This is a genomic window from Thiofilum flexile DSM 14609 (assembly GCF_000380185.1).
GTDB lineage: Bacteria > Pseudomonadota > Gammaproteobacteria > Thiotrichales > Thiotrichaceae > Thiofilum > Thiofilum flexile.
The window spans coordinates 91,122-114,280 of sequence record NZ_KB904758.1; the positions used below are offsets into that span (position 1 = coordinate 91,122).

The window sequence follows — 23,159 nt, forward strand, 5'->3', positions numbered from 1 at the left end:
TTCTTAGGGCTAAAGGGGTTAAGCACCTAGACGAGAAGGTAGGAAAATATCTACCAGTTTAGACAAGTTCCAATAAAAATAAGTCAGCTCTTTAAGAGCCTTCTATCAACGAGATAGAGGGCTTTTTGCTTTACGAACCCATCACCATTCTAAGGCTAAACTTAACTATTTAGCTAGTTCTATCTCACCTGAATAACGATGCAATGCTCACTAACTTAACTAGCCAAGATTAAATAGGCTAAAAGCTGTAAGCTCACCCACGCCATTACACCCGCTAAGACATCATCTAACATAATACCTAAACCACCGGGTAACTGGCGATCGACCCATTTAATAGGCCAAGGCTTAACAATATCAAAAAACCGAAACAGGATAAAACCGCCTAAAATCTCCCATCCCCCCCCTGCTGGAGCCGCTATCATGGTAATCCAAAACCCTACAAACTCATCCCATACAATCCCACCATAGTCATGCTCACCTAAGAGCTGAGCTGATCGACCACAGACCCATACACCTAATACAAAGGCACATAATACTACCCATAGATAGGTGCTGAGTGACCACTGAGCCATGATTAAATAAATAGGGATAGCGGCTAAAGTACCAAAAGTACCGGGCGCTTTAGGAGCCAACCCACTCCCTAAACCGAAAGCAAGAAAGTGAATAGGCGAAGAAAATACGGTACGAGCCGAAACCATAGTCGTCATACTAGTGGCCTTATAACGATTAAAAAGACAGTCTACTTAGTCAGCTCTTACAATTAAATCGTCAATTTCTTGCACTTGATAGCGAATACGCCGCATCACAGGTAATAGCCCTAGAAATATATCTAACAAATAGGGGTCGAAATGTTTACCTCTTTGCTCCAACATTAATGCAATCGTCTCTTCCTCACTCAAGGCTAGCTTATAAACCCGCTCATGCACTAAAGCATCATACACATCCACAATGGTAGTAATACGAGCAGTAATGGGAATATCTTCCCCCGCTAACCCCATAGGATAACCTGAACCATCCCAACGCTCGTGGTGGCAAAGGGCAATATCGGCCGCCATATCAAGGGTAGGAATATGCGAATGCTCTAACATTTTGGCACCAATTTCGGTGTGGCGCTTCATAATGCTAAACTCGGCTTCGGTTAATTTACCTGCCTTCAATAAAATCCGATCTGGCACACCAATTTTACCAATATCGTGCATAGGCGCTGCGACACGAATATCATCAATACGCTCTTGTGACCAATTTAAAGCTTTAGCCATAGCAGCAGCATATAAACCAATTCGCCTTACATGCGCCCCCGTTTCCTCATCTCTAAAGCTGGTTAAGCTTACGAGCTTGATAGCAATCTCTTCTTCACGCTGTTTAATTTTTAAAGTACGCCGCTGTACTTCCAGTTCTAACTCTTCACGTACTAATAAACCATTACGCATTAATTGTAAGCGCTCTACTTCTTGATAGTACTCCGACCCCATGCGTTGAATAAATAAAACGGGTTTATCCTCGACCCATACCGCCCCGGCCTCTAAGACTAACTCTTGATGTAACTCATCTATTTCAATCCAAGGCCCTGAACGCAAGGGCGCTAAGGCTGACTGTTTCCAGTGCTCCTCGGCATCGGGCATGAAATAAGACAAATAGGAAAACGCTTCTGTTAAGGCATAGTTCTGCTCTTGGCTTTGGGAAGGTTGGGCTAATTTAAGCCAAAACTGACTCCAAGCCGGTAAATCTGACACCGCTTGGAATAAGCCGCACGGCTGGCGCACAAAGATGACCATATCTAACGCGCTATAAAGGGCTGGTAAAACCTTTGATACTACCGTAGTCATATTACATACCCCCTAGACCTCGATCATTCGTTCAGCCAACGCCTGAAACATAGCGTCAACCCCCAAACCATCTTTAGCACTTGTTTTAATAATAGGTAACTGAAATGCCGCTAATTGATTTAAATGCTTATCTTCTAATAACCATTTTTCTTTAAGATCACATTTATTAAGCGCAAAAAGTACGGGAATATCCCCAGCATGCTCTTTAACGCGCCCATGCAGCATTAAAGCCACCTCGAAGGTATTAGGGCGGGTGGTATCGACTACAATAATGCAGCCCCCCGCTCCGCGTATGTAGGTGGGTTTTAGCGTGGTATAGTCATCCTCACCCGCCACATCCCAAATCATTAAAGTTAGAGCTTTGTCGCCGACAGAAACCAGCTTTTTATCGATCTTCACGCCTACCGTAGTATGGTATTTATCGCTATATAAACTACTGACATAACGCTTAATTAAACTGGTTTTGCCTACTGCAAAGGCTCCTAATAGACATATTTTTTTTTGTATCATATCGATTCGCCCAATCTGCAACTGCTAGGAGCTGGTTTGTGGATCTAACGCTTGTAAATCCACCTTTAGAGTCACACTACGTTGCCCCTCAGACGTAGCTATTGGAGAGGTATTCGCCGCAATAGCGATTACTAATAAAGCTTTAGACACTCCAAAATTTAATAATTGGTCGACTAAACCTTGAGCACGAGCTAGACCTAGTTGTCGATTAAAATCCTCCGCACCACTGCCATCTGTATTCCCCATTAAAGTGACTTGAACGCTTAGTTGTTGTTCAGCCGCTAGTTGTTCAAGGCGCTTTAAATTTTCTGCTAGAACAGGGACTTGAATACTACCCAGTTCTGATAGCTCTGATTTGCCCCGCTCAAATAAAAACACTGTATTTTTAATAGTATTAATGGTCTGTGTTAAAGGTGTCTCTATGTCTTGGCGTATTAATTGGCTAGTATCTAGACCTTCTAAGCCCAGACTATAGTGCCAACCTTGCTCTAAACGCGTTATCCACGCTGAATCCGCACTACCACTTACTTTTAAGGTACTGCCCTCAAGGTTTAGCTCTACCCCTGCTGGGGGTTGTAATAATTGCTGTGCTCTTTGTAACGCTAGGCTCGGTTCGGCTGAAACATAAGGTTGCCATTCAAAGACTGGATTAAATGTGGTGCGCACCTGATCGTCGAGAGTAATAGCAGTATCCGCTACTAAAGGATCACGCAAACCTTTTACTTGATAGCCTTGCTCCGTAGGCTGTGAATCTAGAATGACCACACCGGGTTGGGCATCCCATTGTGCTACGGTTTGCTCCCATAAACGTTGCTTAGCTAATAGACGTTGCTGTTCAGCATAATTACTATAAGCCCAATACCCTAGGCCTGCTAACAATAAACCCAATAGCCCATAGGCTAACCAAGGTTTTTTACGCTGGGTCTGGGATGTTTGGCGTTGCGCTTGTAGACACTGATTTAGTAACGGCTGAGTCGTGCTAAAGGGCTGACTATCGCCGGAATAATTCTTTAGTAAACCATCATAACGCTGATGAATCGTTTCGACGGTTTGAATCAATAAGGAACGCAATTCGGCAGGCGGCGCACCCCGCACAACGGCAGCAATAGCGACATAAGGGCCTTGCTCAATTAAAACACTCAAATCACCAAGACGTAAGGCATTTAATGAGCTTTCATTAGTAAATGAATCTGCCATAAAATCCTGAATCGCACTGAGCATACTACTCACCATATCAGGATCTTTAGCAATGGCTTGCTCTGAAACAACGTGCTGCAGCAACAAGCTAGTTTTACGATGAATTAAGAACACCTGCTCGACTTGATAGACCAAAGTCTTCATTAACACAACTTCGGAATATTTACGTCCGGTGCGCCACGCATCAAAACGCCACCGAATCGAACGGGGTGATAAACTTTGCTCAAGTAGCTGATTAAATGTTTCTAAGGTTTGCGTGAGGGTCTCATGAATCGATTTACGAATCGCAGGCCCCATCACTGGATAGAGGGCATTGGCGACTAATTGCGGATCACGATTAATAAAATGCTCCACCGCCTTATCCATATTGGGTGCTAAGGCTTGGGTGATGGCATTATCAGAATGAGAACGCATCTGTATTGCTTCAGCCAGTACTGAGGCTACACGAGCGGTATAGAGATTCACATCCTGAAGCTGATTTTTAAGTGCTAATAAACCAATATAATCAGAACCTAGCAATAATAGCCGTAAACGCTCCAGATCATCGCTATCCGTCGACATAGTAGCAGCCGCATTCAATATAGAAGAGGCCTTTGTGCGCTCAGCACTCTTCATTACCACGCCCTACTCCTTCACGCCATCGTAGAGTTGCTTAGCCACACCCTGCAGCATAACGGCTAAGGCTTTACGGTCGGGTTTGTCTTGGCGTAATTGTTCAATCGCTTGCTCTAACTGAGATTGGAATTGCTCACGCGTTTCGTTGAGAGTACGCTCAATGCGCTCAATACGTAGCGCCTCTTTTTGTAATAACCCTTGAGCCTCTTCAGAGTGAGACAGATGCTTTTTATCCAGCTCGGCTAACTGCCGTCCCATTTCATCTAAACGATTCTTAATACCCTGAATATCATCACGGCGGGCTTTAGTCTCGTCTTGTAATAACTCTTTCAGCAGTTGAATTTCACGCTGCACCTGATCAAAGCGTCTTTGGGTATCTTCTGACCAAGCATTGATCGATACCCGTACAAAACGCTCTAGGGCTGCTTGACGCTTTTCATTTTCACGTACCTGCTCGCCAAACAGAATATTCCTGACCATATCCAGATTTTGCTCTGTACCACTCACTTGAGTAGCGATCTCTGAAGTACGGCTGTTACGGATAAAATCTTTATTAGGGTCGACAGGGGCTGCTGAGGGTACGGTAGGGTTTGCTTCAGTCGTACTCATAGGGACTCCTTTATTTTTATCATGGGCAAAGGTCAAGCGGGGTATTTTTTCCACGTTAATGACCTTTATTTTTAGCTGACCATGTTTCTATAAATCCTATCAATACTCTTATAAAAGTGGCACTTTTTAAGATATATGGTTGAGTACCGCGCTATCCTCCGTAACGGGGATTAGCAGTATGGGTAATATCCGAGCAGATAAAGCATTAAATGCCTTAGTTTTTTGTTGGTAGTGTGCCGTCGAGTGATGCGAATGGCTATTGAGTGGTTCGACTAATGATTTACTACAGCGTGTTAACAATAAATGTTTGACCATTTCATGTTGCGCACGTGGGGTATTGCAGTACAGATCATGGACGCAAATATCCCCTCGCTCCAAGCATTCGGTGACTTCCTCCCCCTCAAATTGGGTAATCACATCTCCCGAATCTCGATCAATTATACGAATATAAGGCTTAGGACGATCTAACCAAGCATCGATATATAACACGCTGCTACTCCACATAGGATAGGGTTTAAAAAGCCCCATTACATCACTCACCTTGATGCAATGGGGTGCATTCAATCCCTACCCAATGTGTAATCCACTTATTGTGATATGAGTATACGATTACAGTGGCAAATGCGTTAAACCTTGAAGGAGATTCAATCATCGAGCAGGGTGTTAAGAGCCAAATGCAGTATAACCCTAACCTAAGATTAAATGCAAATGATTATCATTTACTATTATGTTTACAGATTGCGGAATCATCAGGTTGCTCCACACTAGCTACAATGACCTCCAAAAACTGATTCAGCTCTTCCACACTCAATACCGACAAAATACGATTCACCATATCAGGATCAACCTTGGCAATAGTTTGTTGACCATTGGCTAATTGCAAATACAAACCTACGGCACTGCTTGCTGTCTCATCCTCTACCTCATGCTCGGTGGCATATTGGTCCTCCAAACTTAAGGCATCGAATACCTGATCCAACGCATCCCAAATGGCAGGATCAATCGCCTCGCTCACCTTAAATACGGTGGCTCCCTGCACAGCTTCCTGCTCTTCTTGCCAAGTCAGTGCATAGTGCTGTAAACAGCGCCTAAACTCTTCGGCGGCGGCGGGGGTAAAAAATAAATACTCAATCACACCACTCATGTCGCTCCTCCTTGATTTTCCTCTTTCGATACCCGCAATAGCACCTTATCCATCCAACGGCTCGTCAATAAGCGTTTTAAGATGGCAAAGAGCTTAGTCGGTTTCGTCACACGATAACGCACTTTAGGCTGTGGATTTTGTAAGGCATCCAGCACACAACTTAACACCGCCTCCGGTGGCAAAGTAAAAGGGGCAACAGACCCTACCTTTTCTAAACGTGCAATCGCGCCTCGATACTGATCACGGAACACACTAGCCTCAATATTGACCTTAGCTCGCAACATTTTTAACGAGTTTTTACGGAATAAACTCGTAATCGGCCCCGGCTCAATCAAAACCACTTTAATATCCGTATTAAACAGCTCCAAACGTAAGGTATCGGCTAGCCCCTCGACCGCATGTTTACTGGCGTTATAAGCGCCACGAAACGGCAAACTAATGAAACCCAATACCGAACTATTATAAATAATCCGCCCCTCATTCTTTTGGCGCATCATGGGTAGCAGTAAAGTAGTTAGTTGATGCCAACCAAACACATTGACTGCAAACTGATACTCCAAAGCTTCCCGCGTTATATCCTCCAAGGCTCCCGCCTGCCCAAAGCCACCATTATGAAATACCGCATAAATTTCACTATTCGTACGCAGCATTAACTCATAAACGCAGTCCTTAACACTCTGCTCACTTGCTAAATCAAGGGGAATAACCCGAAAGCCCTCACTCTCTAGCCGCTCAATATCCTCCGGCTTACGTGCGGTCACATAGACCTGATAGTCCACTACTTCACGCAAACCTTTAGCCACACAATACCCAATCCCACTCGATGCTCCGGTGACTAATACATTCCGTGCCATACCCTCTCCTTTATTCGCCAAAACCCAATCAATAAATGAATGTAACGAGGGTTATTGAATTTTCCAAGTACTACACCCATTATGCGCAGCAGATCAACTTATTAGGACTCTTAACCATGCCCATTTATGCCTATCAATGCCAAGCTTGTGGTCACAGCCTAGAAGCATTACAAAAAATCAGCGCCCCCGCCCTCACCGATTGCCCCGCTTGCCACGCGCCCAGCTTACAAAAACAAGTAACTGCTGCTGCGTTCCGCCTAGGGGGTGGGGGTTGGTATGAAACTGATTTCAAAAAAGATAATAAGAAAAACCTAGCCACCCCAGAAACCGCACCCGCAACGCCAGCACCTGCACCCGCTTGTGGTCCTTCGGGCTGTAATGCGGCCTAAAACAAGGATACTCCTTCAGAACGAACGGTGGGATAATCAGTATTAGATAGTTAATGTTTTAATAAAGATTAATAAAATTAATATCTTAAACCTAAAAAACACATAACTATTTGATCTAGGCTACACTCAGTCAAGACGCTAGTCCCATCCCACCCATGAGGATAGCCAGTCCCTTAGCCAATAATAAATGTATGGAGAATCCCCAATAATGAAGCAACTATTGAATAGTCTGGGTATTGGATTGATTTTATTAACCAGCCTAATCACCACACCCGCACATGCAGCGGCAGCGCGTGGTATTCAAGATAAAGTCACCGTCATTGCCATGACCAACCCGGATCAAAAATTTGAAGTCGCCGCCAAACTGCAATGGAATGCTAGTTATAAACGCTGGGATCGTATCCTAGTCACTTATAATGGTCATCCGACTCCACCGCTGTCTCATCCGGTTTGGAGCTATTTGTCGAATATGCGCATCCCCACTCAGGCAGGTACTAAACCGGGTGAAAATCGCCTCTATAAGGTATTTTATTCACAAGCCTATTGTAATGGCCTTACCCCTCTTGGTAGTGGTCGTCCTATGGTGATTAATTTTGAAAATGACACGCCGGGCACTTATGATCAACGTGAATTTTTCCGCGACTGGAATTGCCCCAATTGGAACGCCCCCGGCATGCGTCAGGTGAGTATTGTCAAAGGCAATGGCGGGCAGGTCATGCAAATTAATTTACCCCAAGGTCATGCCGGTTGCGCCGAGCGCGGGGGAGATAGTTGTGCGCAATGGAAAGCTCATATTGGCGCTCGCCTAGACACCCTCACCTATAGCTATCGGATTCGTTTTGCACCTAATTTTGACTTTGCCGCTGGTGGACGCCTACCGGGTATCGGCAGCGTTGTCCCCCACCTCGAAGGCACTAAGCCCAATGGTACGAATAGCTGGAGTGTGGGTGCAGCGTGGCGGGGCGATGGCACCGTTGGACAATATGTCTATCATATGGGACAGCCACGCTCTAGTGGTGACTATTGGGCTTGGAATACCGGAGCGCTGACTCCCGGACAATGGTATCAAGTAAAAACTACTGTCAGAGTGAATAGCCCACAACAAAGCAATGGCTCCATTGTAACCACCCTCAATGGCAAAACTGTACTGAGCAAAAGTGGATTACGCTTCCGCCAAACGGATAAACTGAGTATTGAGCGTTTATTATTCAATATCTATTATAGTGGACGTGCACCTAGTAAGGCGAATCAAGTTTATATTGATGACTTTCAATTAAACCCTTAATAATCCCACTATTAATAAAAAGTTATTTATCTAGGCACAATATAAGTTGTGCCTATTTTTTATTCTTTTTGATTATTTTTAAGTCAATTTAAAACCATTTACTTATTGTATACGTTTTATTACCTTCCCCCATTTATCCGAAAAAACTGTGTTATCGCCTCGTTCGCCTTAAAATCAGCAACAATATTATAAACCCAACCTCAACGAAAAAATAATACAGGGTGTCACTATGAAATTAATTCATTGGGCTACTGCCTTAGCCACTACACTCTTGGTCACCACCCAAGTTTATGCAGGTTCTCTATCTGATGATTATACAGATGACTCGGCTCCATTACTGGGCAATTACCAAGCTGGTAAAGTCTATTTTGGGGGTGCTATGGGCTATCTATCTAGTACTAGCCAAAGTGGCGGTTTAACTTGCAATACTGCAACGTGTACCGACCTCGCCTGGAAAGCCTATGCTGGTTATCAAGTGACTGAAAAAGTAGCTGCCGAACTGACCTATCATAACTTTGGACACTACGAATCTCAGGTCACTATCAGTGGCACCACCGCTACTACAAACTCTGACCCTACTGGTTTGAGTGCTACCGCTAAAATCTCCAGTGGACTCTTTAAGCAAGCAGATGTCTTCGGGCGTGCCGGATTCTTAGCTTGGAATGCTGCCACGGAGGCAAGTACCAGCACCACTATCGATCATAGCGGTACTGACTTACTGATTGGGGTAGGTGCCGATTATAAAATCAATGAGAATTTAATGGTGCGGGGTGAATATGAAAGAGTGGGCGGTGATTTGAATGCCCATATATTCTCTCTGGGTGCTAATTATAAAACCTTTTAGTTATAATACCATTAAGAGGGTTTAACCATAACCCTCTTCAATGATAATAAGATAATAATAAAATAATAATAAGGGCAATTATGAAATTAGTTCTACCTTGGTTAGCAGCGGCTGCTATTAGCTTATTAGCCCCCTTTTGCTATGCTGATTATTATAGTGATGCATTTGACTCCTCCGAACCTAGAAAACCAGATATAAACCTCAGTGGTCTCTATGCGGGGGCTAGTGCAGGCATTTATCAAACTGGCTGTTTGCTCTCTGACGACAACTGTAGAAGTGGGGCGTGGAAAGTCTATGGCGGCTATGATATTACCGAAAAAGTCTCGCTAGAATTGGCGTATCACAATCTAGGTACTATTGAAGATCTAGATATAACCGGTACAGCAGCTAGTGGTGTGGTCACCTTACCCACCAAAAAACCGGGGCTTTCTATGATTGGTAAAGTAGGTGCCATAAAACTCAATGCCAAAGGCGATGTAAACGTAGCAGTAGGTACATCCGTGATTACTACTGGCGTCAAAAAATCGCTCACCGGCCTACTCATCGGAGGCGGTACAGAGTTTGAGGTGGATGATAATTGGAAAATCCGCACTGAATACGAACATATTGGCGGCGATCACAATCTAGGTTTATTTAGTGTGGGGGTGGGTTACTCCTCACTCTGATTTTACCTCTAAAATCTCTGCTCATTTTTACACTGTTAGTATCTTTGATCTAACAGTGTTTTGCTGAAATTCCTACGCATTATCTTGCACCCAAGGCTTGCAACGCTTACCATGTTTGGTTTTCCAAGTGCCTCTCATAATAAGCCAATTAATAATAGGGCCCGTTTCTAGAGGCGCATGAGCCAACTCAATACATGATTGTCAGGAACCATATATGATGCGCAGCCATTATTGCGGGCAAGTCGATGAAAGCTTGCTAGATCAAACCATTACCTTATGCGGCTGGGTTAACCGTCGACGCGATCACGGGGGCGTGATTTTCGTTGATTTACGGGATCGGGCGGGATTAGTCCAAGTGGTGTTTAATCCCGATCTACAGGATGTGTTTGCTAAGGCAGAGCGGGTGCGTAATGAGTATGTGCTGCAAGTCACAGGTGTGATACGTCTACGCCCAGTAGATGGTATAAATCCCAAATTATTCAGCGGTAAAATTGAAGTAATAGCTAAAGAACTCACTATTCTCAATGAAGCTGCCACCCCACCCTTTCAACTCGACGAAGAAAATGTGGGCGAGGAGACCCGTTTAACCTATCGCTATATCGATCTGCGTCGTCCTGAAATGCAACAACGCTTTCAAACTCGCGCTAAGGTAACAGGATTTATTCGGCGCTATTTAGAGGATCATGGCTTTCTAGATATTGAAACGCCTATGCTCACTAAAGCTACACCCGAAGGTGCTCGCGACTATTTAGTCCCTAGTCGTACTCATCCGGGATCATTTTTTGCTTTGCCACAATCACCGCAATTATTTAAACAATTGCTGATGATGGCGGGTATGGATCGTTATTATCAATTTGCGCGTTGCTTCCGTGATGAGGATTTACGGGCGGATCGCCAACCCGAATTTACTCAGATTGATATTGAAACCTCGTTTATGGACGAGAACGATATTATGAATCTGATGGAAGGGATGATGCGTGCCACTTATAAAGAAGTGTTGAACATTGACCTACCCAACCCCTTCCCTCGTATGCCTTACTCCGAGGCTATGCACCGCTTTGGCTCGGATAAACCCGATATGCGTAACCCGCTGGAGTTTATTGATGTCAAAGATTTAATGCAGGAAGTGGAATTTAAAGTCTTCGCCGTTCCCGCGAAAGACCCGAATAGCCGTATTATCGCACTGCGTGTACCGAAGGGTGATCAATTATCCCGTAAAGATATTGATGACTACACCAAATTTGTAGGGCGCTATGGAGCCAAAGGGCTTGCTTATATTAAGGTCAATGATCTGAGTGCGGGCATGGAAGGTTTACAGTCAACGATTCTGAAATTCTTACCCGACCAAGTGGTGAAGAATATTCTAGAGCGCACACAAGCTCAAAATGGTGATGTGATCTTCTTTGGTGCCGACAAAGCACGTATTGTGAATGACGCTATGGGTGCGCTACGCCTAAAAGTCGGTCAAGATTTGAATTTATTACAAGGGGATTGGGCGGCGCTGTGGGTCGTAGATTTCCCTATGTTTGAATTTGATGACAAAGAAAATCGCTGGGTCGCTATCCATCACCCCTTCACTGCACCTAAAGGGGATGACTGGATGACGAATCCGGGAGAAGCCCTGTCACGCGCCTATGATATGGTTTTAAATGGTACAGAAGTCGGTGGTGGCTCGATTCGTATTCATAGCATGGAAATGCAAAAGCAAGTCTTTAATTTATTAGGTATTTCAGACGAAGAAGCCGAACAAAAATTCAGTTTCCTACTCAATGCCCTAAAATACGGTTGCCCTCCACACGGTGGTTTGGCCTTTGGTTTGGATCGTTTAGTGATGCTAATGACCGGCAGCCAGTCCATTCGTGATGTGATGGCTTTCCCTAAAACACAAACCGCAGCTTGCCCATTAACAGATGCTCCGGCAGAAGTCCCGGCTAAACAATTGCGTGAACTCAATATTCGCGTGCAATTACCCGAAAAACAGGCTTAACGTTTACTTAGTCTTTTAGCTTTAAAAAACCCGCTGTAATAAGCGGGTTTTTTATTGCAATCAAATATAGAGGGCAGTGAGTCAAACTTTTGGCTTTTGCCGGTTTTGGTATAGACGATACCCACAAGACTTGGAGTTTTCTATACTTTACCTTCATTTACTCAAACCAGTTTTCCATTTGCAATCCAGAAAAACCAATGAAATCATTTACATTCCGGGTCACTAATACCAACTCATGCTGATAAGCAATAGCGGCAATCATACCATCTGCAAAAGCAGGCGTTTGCCCAAGAGCCGCCAAGCGAACCCGCTCTTTGGCGTGCCACTCCGCTGCTGGCTGTGTATAGGGAAGAATTAGTAAACCTGACAACTGCAAATCCTGAAAATAGGCTTCAATCTGGCTGCGTCTACGGGACAGGGGTAAACGTTGACAACCAAATAGCAATTCATGCCAAACAACACTGGCTGTCGCAATCTGGTAACGCTCCTGCTCCAAGTATTGCATTACCTTTGGATTAGGATTGGGTTTAATCGGCTCAGACAAAATATTGGTATCTACCAAATAACGGATGGTCACAGCACTACCTCACGTCCTGCTGAACGATCACGAACATCAGCAAAAACATCCTCATTCTCTGGATAATCAGCAAGATTTATCTGTTGGCGGAAACGTTCGATAGCCTGCCATACATCATGGGTTTCATTGGCGGCCTCTACTTCGCGCACTGCAATTTCAATGGTCTTGCCATTGAATAATAATTTAAGGGCTTGCAGAAAATTATCATTCAAATCAGCCGGATTGAGTTTGTATAGGGTATACATGGCTATTGCTCCTATCATGTGATGCAATGGTTAGTAGTATAGTGACTCCCACTTTTTCGTGGTGGGGGTTTTTTATTTCCTATTAACGTTGCTCTGCTGTTGCTAAATTTAAACCCAATCCCACAAAAGCTGCTGCAAACCCCCGTCTTAACCAATCTTGTACTGGCACAGACTCAATGACTAACTGCCTGAAGGCATTGGCAATCAATCCATAAATCACAAACACTACAAAAGTCATCAGCATAAAGACTAGGCTTAATACGACTAACTGTGTCAGCGGTGCTGCACTATCAGCAGAAATAAATTGCGGCAAAAAAGCTAAAAAGAAAATCGAGAGTTTAGGGTTCAAAATATTCAGCAATAATCCTCGTACTACTAATTTAGTAGCAGAATCTTTAGCCACACTGCTATCTATTTTGAAAGCGCTTTTATCACGCCAAGTCATATAAGCCAAATAAAACAAATAAGCCACACCGGCATATTTTAATAATTGAAAGGCTACAGCACTGGTATGTAAAATAGCAGCAAGTCCTAATAGCGTAGCGATTAAATGGGGGACAATACCTAAAGTATTACCAAAAGCAGCATAAATACTAGCTACTTTACCGTGAATTAAAGCCGTAGAAATTGTGTAAATCACTCCCGTACCCGGAATAAGTACCACTATTAAGGATGTAAGTAAAAAATCTAATGTTATCATAAACTAACCTTAATTTTTATGACTGGAAATAAACTGCTGTTTATACATGAATCATGCCAGTATTTATACTGCTTTATGATTCAACCTAGCAGCTAATAGAATAAGGTTAGATTTACGCTATAGCCTTACTATTAGCCGAGCACTCTAATCCTCTATTTGTCAGGCAAACCTCATGGGCTTGAATTTAGTGCCAGATTAATCATCAAGTTTCTTGAGAATTCTTATCGAGTAATATATTATTTAAATAAGTTTATATATAAAAATAATTAAAATAGCCTGTACTGGAGTACAACTATATGTATCTCAACCATCCCCGTCATCAGCTATTTTCACTGATAAGAGCATTGATGGTATACCTCATACTTTGCCCATTATTCTATATATCCAGTGCGATAGCCTCTTCCTCAACTCTATCGACTGTCGTCACTCCCTATGTTGATACGGCGGTTAAAAATCTTCAAGCTATTGATATTCGGCAAAAAACCAACCATACCTTACAGCTCATCTCACATGGGCAAGCGGGTCAGTTATTTATCGAAGGCCAGTGGCGTGATGCCCCTAGTATTGCTCGCTGGCTGCGAGATAGTCATCGTCTTCAGGGTGTGACCCATATCAATATCTATGGCTGTAATTTTGCCAAAGGTACACAAGGCCGGGCTGCCGTTGCCTACCTTGAGAAAGAACTCGGTGTTTCTATTGCTGCCTCCGATGATGTCACAGGTCATGACGGTGATTGGATGTTAGAAGTGGGTGATGCATCATCGGCGATTGCCCTTCCTGAATGGAGAGGTAATCTTGCGTTAGATATTGATGAGGATAATGATGGTATCACCAATGTAACGGAAGGAATGACTTGTACAATACCTAGCGATACCTTCAGTAATCTTGAAGGACTCACCTATTATGCCTCTGCTACGACTACATCAGATCGAGTTACCCCTGCTAATTCTAGTGCTACTTATGTCCCCAAAAATGCTATTGATGGTATTTTAAACAATCAAACAGCCTACGAAGGCGCTCCAGAACCCTTTAATCCTCCGTTAGATATCACTATCACCAATATCAAGCCTATCGATACCAGCGCTTTATATCTAGTCAATGATATGGGAGCCAATGGAGATGGTATCAAAGACTTTACCATCGAATTTTTCGATACCAAGGGTAACTCGCTTGGTATCGAAACTATGCTGGGTTCTGGAATAGCGAATATTCAGACACTGGGCTTTTCTAAAACCTATAATGCGGTTAAATCCTTTAAACTCTTGATCACCACAACAGGCCCTGGCGGCGGCGGGGTTGCTGGTGCGGTACAAATTCGGGAAATGGCTTTATACGGGCGTATAGCCTCCGAGTGTAGTGGCCCCGACACAGACGCTGATGGCATTCCTAACTATCAAGATCTAGATGCTGATAATGATGGTATTCCTGATAATGTAGAAGCCCAAAGTACGGTCGGCTATATCGCACCTAGTGGTATCGATAGTGATGGCAATGGCCTCGATGATATTTATGAAACCTCCCCCGGTGCCGGTCAGGGCTTAACACCTGTAAATACCGATGGCACTGATAATGCGGATTATATCGATCTAGACAGCGACAATGACGGCTCCACCGATCTGGCTGAATCGGGTCTCAATCGCCCCGATGCTAATAGCGATGGCAAAACAGATAACGCTGTGGGTAGCAATGGTTATGACAATACCCTTGAAAGCGCCGATGACTACAGTGACCCGAATGGCTCCATCAATACCCCTCTGGTCAATTTACCCGACCTTGATAATGATGCTGCTGCGGGTATCCCACTTAGCCAAGATGTGAATTACCGGGATGCGATACTCAATGTAGACTATAGTGATGCGCCTGCAAATGGCTCTGCTGCTCCGAATGGTACAGCTACGACCGCCTATGGTGTTGCTAGCCACATTTTCTCTAGTCTCCGTCTTGGCGCTACTATCACCACTGAGACTAGCGCTCTTGTAGGAGCCGATAATGCTTCTGATGATGGTGTCAGCGCACCGACCCTAGTTAGGGGACAAGCAGCCAGCCTTGTGGTCAAGGTGACCGAACCCACCATAAGCACGGCCTATCTACAAGCGTGGGTTGATTGGAATGGGGATGGTGATTTTGCCGATACCGTTGATGGTATCTCTGAACGGATTAGTATTAATGCTCAAGATAATATTGCGCTGGTCGCGGGTCGTACTTCTGATACGGATACTATTGCGGGGCAAATTACTTTAGCCATTACCGTACCCGCCTCCGCTATTGCAGGTGTCCCCACTGTTGCTCGTTTCCGCTGGTCGAGTATTATGGGACTTAATAGTGTGAGTGCTGCCACTGATGGTGAGGTGGAAGACTATCCTTGGATAATACTCTCCCCACCCACTTTAACCACTAATGGTGGCAATGCTATTACTCTCTCTACTCCTGAGTCTATCTCTAGTAGTGATCTTCCTGCTTTGCTAGTTGATATAGATGCGGATGATATCGAGGATGGCTCAGAACTCGCTCTGACTTATAGTTTATCGGGTGTTGATGCCGCCCTTTTCACCCTACAAAATGATGGCAGTATTAGTTTTAACAATAATCCCGACTATGAAAACCCACTCGATGCCAATGGGGATAATCAATACGAGATCACGGTAACTGTCACCGACAGTGATAATATGACCGCCTCACAAACTATCACTATTCAGGTCAGCAATGTGGATGAAGACCGCGATGGTGATGGATTACTAGATTCAGTAGAGGCTCTTCTAGGCACTGATCCTCTGGATGCCGATTCTGATGATGACGGACTCAGCGATGGTGCAGAAGATGCCAATAAGAATGGAACCGTAAATAGTGGCGAAACCAACCCCTTGGATCCCGATACAGATAATGACGGCTTACAAGATGGTACAGAACGTGGCGTGAGTGCTCCTATTACTGGAACTAACAGTACGCTCTTTACTCCCGATAGTGATCCCAGCACCACCACGAACCCACTTAATCCAGATAGCGATGGCGGAGGGGTTTGTGATGGTAGTCTTGCGGTCAGTGGCGTTTGTCGCGCGGGCGAGGATGCCAATAATAATGGCAGACTAGATAGCGATGAAACCAACCCCAATCAAACAGTGGACGATCCACCCGTAGCACTAAAACTGCGTCTACGCGCCTTCTTACAAGGAGCCTATAACACAACCAGGGGACTCATGCAGGATAATCTACGTGTTAAAGGGCTATTACCGCTTCTACAACCCTATTCCACCGCTGCGTATGCCTATAATGGAACAGAAACAGCTACAAGCACCTTATTAGCGGTTACGGAGAATGATGCGGCGGTAGACTGGGTATTAGTGGAACTATGGGATGCTAGTGGCACTACCGTTTTGGCGCGTCAAGCAGCTCTACTCCAACGCGATGGCGACGTGATGAATAGCACAACAGGTGGACGAGACCTATACTTCCCTAACCTAGCCGCTGGTAATTATCAGATCGCATTACGTCATCGTAATCATCTAGATATTCGTACTCTGAATGCAGTTAGCCTGAATACTAACACGACAACACTGGTGGACTTTACGCTGCCCACTACCCTCACCAAGGGGGAGTATTCACAGAAAACATTGGGAAATATTACGCTAATGTGGATGGGAGATATTAATGCTAGCCAAGCGATTATTGGTGCAGGGCCTGATCTCGATACTAGTGTGATCTTTGGGCAAGTGTTTATGGCACCCGAAAATACCAATATTAATAGCAACTATATCTTGGAAGGCTATTACACAGGTGATTTAAATCTGGATGGTAAGACTATTTTTTCGGGGCCTGATAATGATGTGAACTTGATTCTAGCCAATATTATGATGCACCCATTGAACCTTACTCTTGCAGCCAACTATGTTATCAGTGGAGGATTGAGATAGGCGCAGAATACTATAATCCGAGCCATGCAAAGGCTGGCTCGGCCTTGGGCTAGATCAAGGTGGGTGAGTTTTTAGCAGTGTATAATGAGTACGTTTAGTAGTATGTTATTACTAAAATTTATAAAAACTAGCTCATAGGGAGTTGAACTCATGAACAGAAGACAATTTTTGGCTCAAAGCATTGGCACTGCTCTAGCTTTAGGTTGGGTAGCACGCACACCCGTACACGCTGAGAGTATGCCTATGGATCATAGTATGCATATGATGCATGGTGGGGATGCCCCAGCAATGCCTGCGATGGCGATGCCGGATATGCCCATGATGAATCCTGCGGGCATTGATCTTACTAAACTCAAAAGTGGTGAACCCTTAAAAGCGTTTACGCCCATTGTGTTTAACCAAGGCAAAGCCGATTTAATGATTCAACCGACGGAACAAGTCTGGCTTAAATCGGGTAGTAGTACACCTTTATGGGGCTATTCTAGCGCGGGCAATAGTCTGATTGATGCGACTGAAGGTGATACTTTAAGCATTAATGTGATGAATCATTTACCGGAAGATACTACGGTGCACTGGCATGGGGTAGATGTACCGAGTGATCAAGATGGGCACCCACATATGCCTATTGCGTCTAATCAAAGCCATACTTATCAATTCACCTTACCTGCTGATAGTGCAGGTACTTACTGGTATCACCCTCACCCACATAAGCGTACCTCATTTCAGGCCGCTCAAGGCTTAGCCGCTCCCATTATTATTCGTAGTAAAAACGATCCTTTAACCGCTCTCAATATTCCAGAACAGTTGCTCTTTTTTACGGCACCGGAATTAGATGCAGAAGGAAAAATCGCTCCTATCAGTATGAGCGAGCAAATGAATGGGCGCATTGGTAATGTGGTATTAGTGAATGGTCAATACCAACCTGTGCTTACCGTAGCACCCAATAGTATGCACCGTTTACGTTTAGTCAATGCGACCAATGCACGCTATTTGCGCTTAAGTTTTGGGAAAACCGCCATGGTACAAGTGGGTACTGATGGCGGCTTACTCACTAAGCCCTTAGCACCACAAACGGAATTATTGTTAGCACCAGCTGAGCGGGCAGAGGTGTGTGTCACCTTTACCGAGGCAACGACTTTACAAGCCCTTTATTATGATAAGGGTTGGATGGGCGGTGGTATGGGCTGGTCAGAACCTAAAAGTGATCAGACTCACTTACTCGCTATCCAGTTAAGTGGTGATGCGGCTACTCCACCCAAGCTACCGGAGCAATTACGCCCGATTCAAGCGCTTGGCGAGCCTAAAGTGACACGGCAATTCGTCCTCGGTGAAAAGATGGCGATGAGCATGGAAAATGGTAAGCACAGCATGACGATGGACTTTCTGATTAATGATAAAGCCTTTGATATGAAGCGTATCGACTTTACCGCTAAAGCCAATGAGGTAGAGTTATGGGAAATTATTAATAATACCGATATGGATCATCCCTTCCATATTCATGGTAGTCAGTTTCAAGTCGTGTCTATTGAGGAAAACGGTAAAGTCACTGACTTCCCCTATCTCGCTTGGAAAGACACGGTCAATACTAAAAAAGGCCAAACCGTGCGCCTTAAAATCATGCAAGATCTTAAAGGATTACGCATGTATCACTGCCATGTCTTAGAACACGAAGACTTAGGCATGATGGGACAATATAACGTTCTATAGTGCAAAAAAGTAAACGGGTATTTCTGGAGAAGAAATATCCGTTTACTGTAGGCTAGCTAGTTAGCTCGGCGACAATGGGTGGGTTTTTAAATTGATAATCCTCGTTTAATGAGCAAGCATTAATAAACAACGTCCCCTCTTGTTCTAGCGTGTTATAGCCTTCGTGAATATGACCGAACGCGTGAATCCGTGGTTTAACCCGCTCTACCGCGACTAATAGCGCCTCACACCCCACATGCACACCGTCATAACAAACATCTAAGATGCCATAGGGCGGTGTATGGGTAATCAGCACATCGGTATAATCCGGTATTTTCAGCCAATGCTCCTGCAATACCTCACCGCGTGGGCGATTAAATGCCCAATGGCAGAAAACGGGCTGAATAGGCGACCCCCAAAAATGGTAGCCATTAATATCAATACCGGAATCATGCAAATAAATAACCCCATTCTCTTTAAATAAGGTTTCCGCCTCCATACGACGGTCATCCTCAAGACTCCAATCATGATTCCCTGCAATCACGATCTTATGTTGAAATTTTTGTTTTCCCATAAAAATGGCAAAATCCTCTATCTCATCCAGCTCACCCATGGTACTAAAATCACCACAATGGATCAGCGCATCGCCCCCTTTTAGGGTTAAAAACGCATGCTTACCATGAGTATCAGAGATAAAAGTTAATTGCATACGGCACTCCTCTCTTATGCTGCTTATCAATTATAGCTTTAACCACTAAGCCTTGCAGGAGTCATACCAACCAGCCGTTACCATCTCACTATGCTTTGAAAAAATACTGGCAGCGCTATACGGAGTCCGAGCGAATTACGACAGAGAATCTATTGTTATTGGGATGGTGAGCACTTAATCATTCACGGTGCCTCACCGAAGCAGAGCGGATTAAACCTAATTCTTGATTAAGCTACACTACCCTCAAATCGTTGAAAATAATTTTCACAACTTTATTATCTACCAGTACAATCACCTTACTCTTTAAATACTACTGAAGATATCTTATGAATCTTTTTTTACAAAACGCGTACACCTCTACCTGTGAAGCGACTATTCATAGTTTAACTGAAATAGATGGCTTCACAGCTATTACTCTCAATGATACGATCTTTTTCCCTGCGGGTGGAGGGCAATTAGATGACAAGGGCTTTATTAATGATTATGAGGTAACTCAGCTTAAGAAGAAGGATAATGTGGTTCATCATTTTATCCGCTTGCCTAATCAATTAAAACTCGGAGATATAGTAACCTGTAAAATAGATTTCAATAGACGCTTTGATTTAATGCAACAGCATACCGGACAGCATATATTGTCCCAATGTATTTTTAGAGTACTGCATGCTGAAACACTTTCCTTTCAAATGAAAGAAGAAACCTCTACGATACAGATAGCGCTAACAGATATTTCTGATTTAGCTGCTGCTCTAATGGAGGCTGAAAATCTTGCTAATCAAATTATTACTGATAACCTTCCTATCACTATTTTAAATATCCCTATTCAAGATAGTCTTCATTATAATCTTAGGAAAGAACCACTTACCCAACATATTGATGAAAAAGGCCAAATCAGAATTGCTAAAATAGCTGATTTTGAGGTTATTCCTTGTGGTGGAACACACTGCACGACAACCTTAGAGGTTGGACTAATCAAAATTACTGATATAAAAAAGCAAAAGGATAAAATTACTATAGATTTTTTATGTGGTCAGCGCGCACTAAAAGACTATCAAGTTAAATCCGATCTACTCAAATCAATCACAGCTTTATTTAATACTAACTTAGCTGAAGTAGAGCAACGAATTAAAAAACAACTATTAGAACTAGAAACACTAAAAGGTAACTTAGTGCAAAAGAATAAAGAACTTCTTAGCTACAAAGCTCAATATGCCATGAACAGTAGCTTAGCTCTTGGAGACGATACTCAGCTAGTCAACCAAGCCTTTAATGATCTAACTTTAAATGATTTAAAATTAATAGCAAAAACCATGATTCAAAACCAAGGCTATATAGTGCTATTAACCAATAATAACGATTTTATAATTGCTAAATCGCCTAATCTAGCGTTAGATATCCAAGCCATTTTCACTAAAATCTCTCGCCTATTAGCCATTAAAGGCGGTGGAGATACCAATATGATACAAGGCTCCACCACTCACCTAAGCGAGTTTACTCAGCAATTTGTCCAAGAACTAAGCAATATTACCGCATCCTCACACTAAACGCGGCAAGCTCACCCGAAAAACAGTCCCGCCTCCTTCTCGATTCAGGCAAGCCACCTCGCCCCCGTGTCGGGTGGCAATTTGCCGTACCAAACTCAAGCCTAATCCCCAACCACCTTGCCCTTCACCATGCCCTGCGGGTCGATAAAAAGGCTCGAAGACCTGCTCTAATGCTTCAGCAGGAATACCCTTACCACGATCACTAATCGTCAATAATAAGCTCTGCGGGGTTTGAGCCACTAAATGCGCCTCTATCGGCTCCCCGCCATGACGCTTAGCATTTTCTAATAAATTACGAATCAAACGGCGTAATAAACGTGCATCACCCTCAGTTTGTACGGCCTCAGCCTCACAATCTAACCCTAAACGTGCGCATTCCTCAGCTAATAATGCGGCTAAATCCACCAGCTGCGTAGTCAGAGGAATTTCTAAGGTATTCAAGCGGCTCGCTAATAAAATCTCCTCTACCAATTGATTGAGTTCAGCCATATCATGGCGCAATGCTTGTACAGAGTGTGTCTCTTCTAGCTCATATTGCTCAGCTAGCATGGCTAATCCCATTTGCATCCGCGCTAAGGGGGAGCGTAATTCATGCGAGGCATTGGCTAATAATTGGCGCTGTGAAGCGAGTAGCGCTTGAATGCGTTCTGCTGAGTGATTAAAACTCGTCGTTAATATCGCCACTTCATCACACCCTCTCACGGGTAGGCGCGTATCTAGCTTACCCTCTCCTAAGGCCTCAACCCCTTGTTTGAGTTGTTCTAGGCGACGGGTTAAACGTTTAGAAATGGGATATGCCCCCAACGACACGATCAACGCGGATAACACTAAAAAAGGGAAAATCGGGACATGCTTGTCAGGATGTTGGGCTTGTAAATGAAAGGCCGTGGTTGCTACCAAAATCGATACCACAATCACACTACCTACCACAACGGCATAAATCTGTAAAAACAATCGTTTACGCAGCCGTCTAAAACTACCTATGTCTCTGTCCCTGCGCCGACAAGCCAACTCATGCCTATGATGCCTAGATCTAAAACGTTTAAAGGGTCTCATAAGCCATCATCACCATCTTGACTACGCGCAAAAATATACCCCGCGCCGCGTAAGGTCAGAATACGCCGTGGATGTTTAGGATTATCTTCAATCGCTGCTCGCAACCGTGAGATATGCACATCAATCGAGCGATCAAACGCCTCTAAGGTTTCCCCTTTCACTAAATCCATGAGTTGCTCACGGCTCAATACCCGCCCTGCTCGTTCTGCCATCGCTACTAACAAATCAAACTGATAGCTTGTGACTTCACGCACTTGCCCATCAAGGCGAATTTCTCGCGCTTCTCGATCAATCTCTAGACGTCCAAATTGTAAGGTGGGTAAATGTTCTTGATTACGTACCCCACGGCGTAAAATAGCTTTAATCCGTGCTTTTAATTCGCGTGGCTCAAAGGGTTTAGGAAGATAGTCATCCGCCCCTAGCTCTAAACCAATAATACGGTCGGTAGCATCCCCGCGTGCGGTGAGCATGAGAATAGGTATAGCCGCTGTACTACCACTACGTAATTCACGACAGAGGTCTAAACCATCCGCATCGGGTAGCATTAAATCGAGAATAATCAGTGACCATGCTTGTTGGCGTGCGAGTTGTAGGCCGCTTTTTCCGGTATAAGCTGCGCTGATCTGATAGCCTGCCGAGCCTAAGTATTCGGCGAGCATTTGACTCAGACGTACATCATCATCAATGACTAATAAGGACTCTGGCATAGTGCTACCTCGTAAATAGTGAAGGGGGCGAACCAAATGATTCGCCCCCTTATGCTTACCCCCTCTAGCCTTGAGGAGCATGGGGTAAGGTTATATCCCTACCAG

At 44.1% G+C, this 23,159-nt stretch carries 22 protein-coding genes; 8 read left to right on the forward strand and 14 right to left on the reverse strand.

Going from position 1 to position 23,159, the window contains the following annotated elements; all coding sequences use genetic code 11:
- Positions 1-215: 215 nt before the first annotated feature.
- The 8 genes from A3IK_RS0106945 to A3IK_RS0106980 form a co-directional block, all read right to left on the reverse strand.
- The gene (locus A3IK_RS0106945; RefSeq protein ID WP_020559252.1) at positions 216-707 is read right to left on the reverse strand and encodes a phosphatidylglycerophosphatase A family protein; all 492 of its coding nucleotides are present in this window, start codon (positions 705-707) and stop codon (positions 216-218) included.
- Between the two features lie 36 nt (positions 708-743).
- A complete protein-coding gene (locus A3IK_RS0106950) occupies positions 744-1,826 on the reverse strand; it encodes an HD-GYP domain-containing protein (RefSeq protein ID WP_020559253.1) in 1,083 nt (360 codons plus the stop codon).
- A 12-nt stretch (positions 1,827-1,838) separates the two neighbouring features.
- Entirely contained in the window at positions 1,839-2,336 is a 498-nt protein-coding gene (locus A3IK_RS0106955) for a Rab family GTPase (RefSeq protein WP_020559254.1), read from the reverse strand.
- Positions 2,337-2,360: 24 nt separating this feature from the next.
- Positions 2,361-4,154, reverse strand: coding sequence for an OmpA family protein (locus A3IK_RS0106960; RefSeq protein ID WP_162596624.1), 1,794 nt, complete (start codon positions 4,152-4,154; stop codon positions 2,361-2,363).
- Positions 4,155-4,157: 3 nt separating this feature from the next.
- Positions 4,158-4,757, reverse strand: coding sequence for a hypothetical protein (locus A3IK_RS0106965; RefSeq protein ID WP_020559256.1), 600 nt, complete (start codon positions 4,755-4,757; stop codon positions 4,158-4,160).
- 126 nt (positions 4,758-4,883) lie between these two features.
- Positions 4,884-5,246, reverse strand: coding sequence for a hypothetical protein (locus A3IK_RS20265; protein ID WP_162596625.1), 363 nt, complete (start codon positions 5,244-5,246; stop codon positions 4,884-4,886).
- Positions 5,247-5,472: 226 nt separating this feature from the next.
- The gene (locus tag A3IK_RS0106975) at positions 5,473-5,901 is read right to left on the reverse strand and encodes a hypothetical protein (protein ID WP_020559258.1); all 429 of its coding nucleotides are present in this window, start codon (positions 5,899-5,901) and stop codon (positions 5,473-5,475) included.
- Positions 5,898-6,755 (reverse strand): SDR family NAD(P)-dependent oxidoreductase, encoded by an 858-nt coding sequence (locus A3IK_RS0106980; RefSeq protein ID WP_020559259.1) that lies wholly within the window; start codon positions 6,753-6,755, stop codon positions 5,898-5,900. The genes A3IK_RS0106975 and A3IK_RS0106980 overlap by 4 nt, the downstream gene beginning before the upstream one ends.
- Before the next feature lie 116 nt (positions 6,756-6,871).
- On the opposite strand from A3IK_RS0106980, the gene A3IK_RS0106985 reads away from it, so the two are divergent.
- The 5 genes from A3IK_RS0106985 to aspS all read left to right on the forward strand — a co-directional run bounded on the left by A3IK_RS0106985 (position 6,872) and on the right by aspS (position 11,925).
- Complete coding sequence (locus A3IK_RS0106985) at positions 6,872-7,144, forward strand: FmdB family zinc ribbon protein (protein ID WP_020559260.1); 273 nt, start codon at positions 6,872-6,874, stop codon at positions 7,142-7,144.
- A 208-nt stretch (positions 7,145-7,352) separates the two neighbouring features.
- Positions 7,353-8,429 (forward strand): polysaccharide lyase, encoded by a 1,077-nt coding sequence (locus A3IK_RS0106990; RefSeq protein WP_020559261.1) that lies wholly within the window; start codon positions 7,353-7,355, stop codon positions 8,427-8,429.
- A gap of 229 nt (positions 8,430-8,658) precedes the next feature.
- The gene (locus A3IK_RS0106995; protein WP_020559262.1) at positions 8,659-9,273 is read left to right on the forward strand and encodes a porin family protein; all 615 of its coding nucleotides are present in this window, start codon (positions 8,659-8,661) and stop codon (positions 9,271-9,273) included.
- An 80-nt stretch (positions 9,274-9,353) separates the two neighbouring features.
- On the forward strand, positions 9,354-9,938 hold the full coding sequence (locus tag A3IK_RS0107000; RefSeq protein ID WP_020559263.1) for an outer membrane beta-barrel protein: 585 nt from the start codon (positions 9,354-9,356) through the stop codon (positions 9,936-9,938).
- A gap of 217 nt (positions 9,939-10,155) precedes the next feature.
- On the forward strand, positions 10,156-11,925 hold the full coding sequence (gene aspS / locus A3IK_RS0107005; protein ID WP_026220855.1) for an aspartate--tRNA ligase: 1,770 nt from the start codon (positions 10,156-10,158) through the stop codon (positions 11,923-11,925).
- A 157-nt stretch (positions 11,926-12,082) separates the two neighbouring features.
- Here aspS and A3IK_RS0107010 read toward each other — a convergent pair whose 3' ends face one another.
- The 3 genes from A3IK_RS0107010 to A3IK_RS0107020 all read right to left on the reverse strand — a co-directional run bounded on the left by A3IK_RS0107010 (position 12,083) and on the right by A3IK_RS0107020 (position 13,447).
- Positions 12,083-12,502 carry a type II toxin-antitoxin system VapC family toxin gene (locus tag A3IK_RS0107010; protein WP_020559265.1) on the reverse strand — a complete coding sequence of 140 codons (420 nt, stop codon included), beginning with the start codon at positions 12,500-12,502 and terminating at the stop codon, positions 12,083-12,085.
- Complete coding sequence (locus A3IK_RS0107015; RefSeq protein ID WP_020559266.1) at positions 12,499-12,747, reverse strand: hypothetical protein; 249 nt, start codon at positions 12,745-12,747, stop codon at positions 12,499-12,501. The genes A3IK_RS0107010 and A3IK_RS0107015 overlap by 4 nt, the downstream gene beginning before the upstream one ends.
- An 82-nt stretch (positions 12,748-12,829) precedes the next feature.
- Positions 12,830-13,447 carry a LysE family translocator gene (locus tag A3IK_RS0107020; protein ID WP_020559267.1) on the reverse strand — a complete coding sequence of 206 codons (618 nt, stop codon included), beginning with the start codon at positions 13,445-13,447 and terminating at the stop codon, positions 12,830-12,832.
- A gap of 347 nt (positions 13,448-13,794) precedes the next feature.
- On the opposite strand from A3IK_RS0107020, the gene A3IK_RS0107025 reads away from it, so the two are divergent.
- Together A3IK_RS0107025 and A3IK_RS0107030 are read left to right on the forward strand one after the other, a co-directional pair.
- Positions 13,795-17,355 (forward strand): DUF4347 domain-containing protein, encoded by a 3,561-nt coding sequence (locus A3IK_RS0107025; RefSeq protein WP_020559268.1) that lies wholly within the window; start codon positions 13,795-13,797, stop codon positions 17,353-17,355.
- A gap of 150 nt (positions 17,356-17,505) precedes the next feature.
- Complete coding sequence (locus tag A3IK_RS0107030) at positions 17,506-19,062, forward strand: multicopper oxidase family protein (RefSeq protein WP_020559269.1); 1,557 nt, start codon at positions 17,506-17,508, stop codon at positions 19,060-19,062.
- Between the two features lie 52 nt (positions 19,063-19,114).
- On the opposite strand, the gene A3IK_RS0107035 is transcribed toward A3IK_RS0107030, so the two are convergent.
- Positions 19,115-19,750 carry a metallophosphatase domain-containing protein gene (locus A3IK_RS0107035; RefSeq protein WP_020559270.1) on the reverse strand — a complete coding sequence of 212 codons (636 nt, stop codon included), beginning with the start codon at positions 19,748-19,750 and terminating at the stop codon, positions 19,115-19,117.
- 326 nt (positions 19,751-20,076) lie between these two features.
- Between A3IK_RS0107035 and A3IK_RS0107040 the strand changes: the two genes are divergently transcribed.
- Positions 20,077-21,291: an alanyl-tRNA editing protein gene (locus tag A3IK_RS0107040; RefSeq protein WP_020559271.1), complete on the forward strand. Its 1,215-nt coding sequence runs from the start codon at positions 20,077-20,079 to the stop codon at positions 21,289-21,291.
- On the opposite strand, the gene A3IK_RS0107045 is transcribed toward A3IK_RS0107040, so the two are convergent.
- Both A3IK_RS0107045 and A3IK_RS0107050 read right to left on the reverse strand, forming a co-directional pair.
- Positions 21,283-22,347 carry a sensor histidine kinase gene (locus A3IK_RS0107045; protein ID WP_083915688.1) on the reverse strand — a complete coding sequence of 355 codons (1,065 nt, stop codon included), beginning with the start codon at positions 22,345-22,347 and terminating at the stop codon, positions 21,283-21,285. The genes A3IK_RS0107040 and A3IK_RS0107045 overlap by 9 nt on opposite strands.
- Positions 22,344-23,054, reverse strand: a complete 711-nt coding sequence (locus A3IK_RS0107050) for a response regulator (RefSeq protein WP_026220856.1) — start codon at positions 23,052-23,054, stop codon at positions 22,344-22,346. The genes A3IK_RS0107045 and A3IK_RS0107050 overlap by 4 nt, the downstream gene beginning before the upstream one ends.
- Positions 23,055-23,159: the final 105 nt, after the last annotated feature.